Below are 3,701 nucleotides of genomic sequence, written 5' to 3' on the forward strand. Positions count from 1 at the left end.
CTGATAAAAGAAAAATTATGAAAAAAATAATTATTTTATTGATTGGAATTTTATTTATTTCCTGCAACCAAACTAAAAAAGAGGACAGTAAGTCGACTGAAAATCCAACTGAATTAACTAAACAAACCGAAAGTTTTGATTGGTTATTAGGTAAGTGGAAAAGACTGAATGAAGAAGAAGGAAAAGAAACATTTGAAAACTGGGAAAAAATAAGTGAAACTGAATATACTGGAATTGGATTCACAATGCAGAACAGTGACACAATTAAGCAAGAAGATATTCGACTGATAAAATCAAATGATAGATGGAATATAATTGTAAAAGTACCTGAAGAAGCTGAATCAATTACATTTAATGGAATAAGTCATAGTGAAAATGAATTTACTTGCGAAAACAATGAGATTGACTTTCCGAACAAGATTAAATATTGGAAAAATGGAGATAAAATAAATGCCTCTGTTTCCAATGCTGAAATGGAAATCCCATTCGAGTTTGAAAAATTAGATTAATAAAAGCCAGTGGCTAACAACGGGTATGACCAATAGCTCTAATCATTCGCTGAAACGAAAATGAAACTAAAGAACAATCAGTAAGGTTAGAAACTAATTTAGTGTAAACCCTAATCTATAACTTTTGTAAAGGATGTATCTTAACGAACACTATTTTTGAACCAAAACTTTGTCACATGATATCAAATATTGATTGTATCTTTATAGTAACAAAGCGGCAATACAGTTTGCCTTAAAATAGTTCTTTTTGCATTTAGTGAACGATTCGGTGAATCGCAGCAAGGATTAACTGTGTAACTATTTGATATTTAAATATTTGAACGGATTTGGCAGCTTCCTGCCACCCCAACTACGTTCATCAAAGATGAACTTCGTTGGCCAAGCCCGACCAAGAGAATCCAATCACGAAAGTGGTTGGATTTTTTGTTTTTAAAGCGTTGGGTCAACAGGCACTCAAGCATTGAAAACAATAAAGCCAGACAGGAAAAAGACCTGAATAACAATACATTATTATCCCTCTATGAAGATGCCGAACACAATTTGTGGCTGGCTCCGGATAATGTAATAAGTGTAATTAATATGGATTTTCCTTACAAAACCATTATATTGCAAAATTGCAAAAGTACGTTAATGGCAGAATATATTCCAATGTTTGATTCAAGACCAGGATTGTTTCTGAAACAAAGCCGTAACGAGTTTAAAAAAGAATAATATGAAAAATATCAATTACATTATTTCGACACTCTTTTTGATTTTATTGAGTTGTTCTGAGGAAACTCCCGAGCTGTTGACCCCATCTAATCTTGTAGTTACATCAGAAATTAGTAATGATGGTTCCGGAAAGGTTACGTTCGAGGCAAAGGCTACAAATACCTCTTCATTTACATTTGCTTTTGGAGATGGTACATCTCAAGAATCATTTACAGGCAATGTGGTAAAGTTCTATGATATGGGAGGACAGAATACCTATAGTGTTACTGTAACCGCAAATGGTTCTGGGGGCTTAAGTGTTTCGGAGACAATTCAAATAGAAGTAAATGTTGACGGGGAAGCGTCGGAGTTTGCCGAGATAATTTCTTACCTGACCAACGATGATTCAAAAACATGGTATTTGTCGGCGGCAGAACCGGGACACCTCGGGGTAGGTCCTGCACGGGAAGGAATCGACGGAGATTGGTGGTACGCCAAATGGTATTCAGCCCAAGCTTTCGAAAAGTGTGGTAGCCCTGATTCGGATTGCCTATGTGACGATGAACTGACCTTTTCAGTCGATGGCGACGTAATATCTTATTCCCTCGATAACAAGGGACAGACTTTTTTCAATTCCGCGCACAAAGATGTGGTCGGAGGTACCGAGGTCGACGATTTTTGTTATGATTTTGATACTTCGGGTACCAAAACAGTTACGCTATCATCCGTCCAGGGCAATGTACCTGAGGCAGAAACGACAGGAACGCAAATAGATTATTCCGATGACGGGTTTATGGGATATTACGTTGGGTCTTCTACCTATGAAATTCTATCCATAAGTGAAGATTTACTATATGTGCGAACATATGACCCCCTCAATCCAGATTTGGCGTGGTATCATAGATTTTCTTCAGAACCCGCAACCGGAGGCGGAGACGAAAAGCTTGAAAGCATTTATACTAATTTGGTATGGTCAGATGAGTTTGATGTAGACGGTGCTCCTAATCCTTCCAATTGGACCTACGATCTTGGTGCAGGAGGATGGGGAAATAACGAGGTGCAAACCTATACTGATGATCCCGGCAATGTTGTCGTCGAAGGGGGAATGCTAAAAATTACAGCCAAGTCTGAGGGCGGAGAAGACGCGGTACACTATTTTGATGATATTACTTTGGTTGCCACGGGCGGAGCCACTTCGTCAGTTGATGATTTCGAAGGAACTGCACCAACTTTTTCAGGTTTTGGAGGTGCATCGACACAGGTTGTGGCCAATCCTGATGCCTCTGGTGCAAATACATCTGCCATGGTGGGAGAGTCTACCAAACCTTTAGGCGCTGAAACTTGGGCCGGATCTTACTTTGATGTGTCCGCCCCATTGGATCTGACAACATATTCAAGTATTAGTATGAAAACCTGGTCTCCAACAGTGGGAGCGATTGTGAAACTAAAACTTGAAAATTCTGCTAATGCCGATGAAAATTTTGAAGTTGACATGAATACCACCGTGTCTGAAAGTTGGGAAACTCTGACTTTTGATTTTAGCATGGCTCCGGCATATAATTTTGATCGAATCGTTGTATTCTTCGATTTTGGAGTGAGTCCTGCAGGTGCCTATACTTCTGCACGAATTAAATCAGAGAACTTATATGAGTTTACATATGGTCGTGTAGAGATTAGGGCTAAACTCCCCTCTGGTGGAGGTACATGGCCTGCACTATGGGCCTTGGGCGCTAATTTCGATACAGTTGGATGGCCTGATTGTGGTGAAATAGATGTTATGGAACATGTTGGAAACAGTGCCAATATTGTTTCAAGTGCTTTACATTATCCAGGAAATTTTGGTGGAACTGCTGTAACTGGTTCTATCCCCATTTCCACAGCAACTTCTGAGTTTCATAATTACACGGTGGAATGGACTCCAGACAGCATCAAGTTCGTGGTCGATGATGAATTTATCCATACCAGTTTTGTGAATTCTTCTGCAACTCCGTTTAACGCTGATTTCTTTTTCATAATGAACATCGCCATGGGAGGTACACTTGGTGGAGCTATTGATAGTGCGTTTACCCAAGACACCATGGAAGTGGATTATATAAGAGTTTATCAATAAATGAATATAATAGGATTGCAAAAGGTCGGTAGTTTGAATTATGCTACCGGCCTTTTTTATTCCAATATTATGTTGATGAGGTACAAGTTTTGAATTTAGTTTCAGCTGCTATTGTATAAAAAAATATAGTTTAAGGAGAAGCAAATTTGGTTTCATTGGTAAATACGATAAGCTTAATGGAACCTGACATACGGAAACTTTAAAACGATGGTGAATGGATGATTGGTAATTGATCAAGAAGAGGTTCCGGCAATTAAACGAATTACATTGGTTTCGCTAAACCAAGGTATATAAGACTAACCTAGTTTCGCTATAACTATTTAATGCATCTAGATTTCACAATAGGTATTCCTAAATAAATAGGAAAAAGAAGTATAGCCCCATGCTTACTT

General features: G+C 38.4%; 3 protein-coding genes. All 3 read left to right on the plus strand.

Features of this window, described 5'->3' with window-relative positions:
- A partial coding sequence (locus WBN20_RS05425) for a hypothetical protein (protein WP_424280990.1) occupies positions 1 to 509 on the plus strand: 509 nt, incomplete at its 5' end.
- A 414-nt stretch (positions 510 to 923) separates the two neighbouring features.
- Positions 924 to 1,220 (plus strand): hypothetical protein, encoded by a 297-nt coding sequence (locus WBN20_RS05430; RefSeq protein WP_424280991.1) that lies wholly within the window; start codon positions 924 to 926, stop codon positions 1,218 to 1,220.
- Position 1,221: 1 nt separating this feature from the next.
- Positions 1,222 to 3,309 carry a glycoside hydrolase family 16 protein gene (locus tag WBN20_RS05435; protein WP_424280992.1) on the plus strand — a complete coding sequence of 696 codons (2,088 nt, stop codon included), beginning with the start codon at positions 1,222 to 1,224 and terminating at the stop codon, positions 3,307 to 3,309.
- Positions 3,310 to 3,701: the final 392 nt, after the last annotated feature.

The sequence above is a fragment of the Eudoraea sp. genome, from assembly GCF_049665975.1.
Lineage (GTDB): Bacteria > Bacteroidota > Bacteroidia > Flavobacteriales > Flavobacteriaceae > Eudoraea.

Excerpts from the sequence above, each read along its gene's own strand:
- WBN20_RS05435 (WP_424280992.1), top strand. The coding sequence starts at position 1,222 with ATGAAAAATATCAATTACATTATTTCGACACTCTTTTTGATTTTATTG.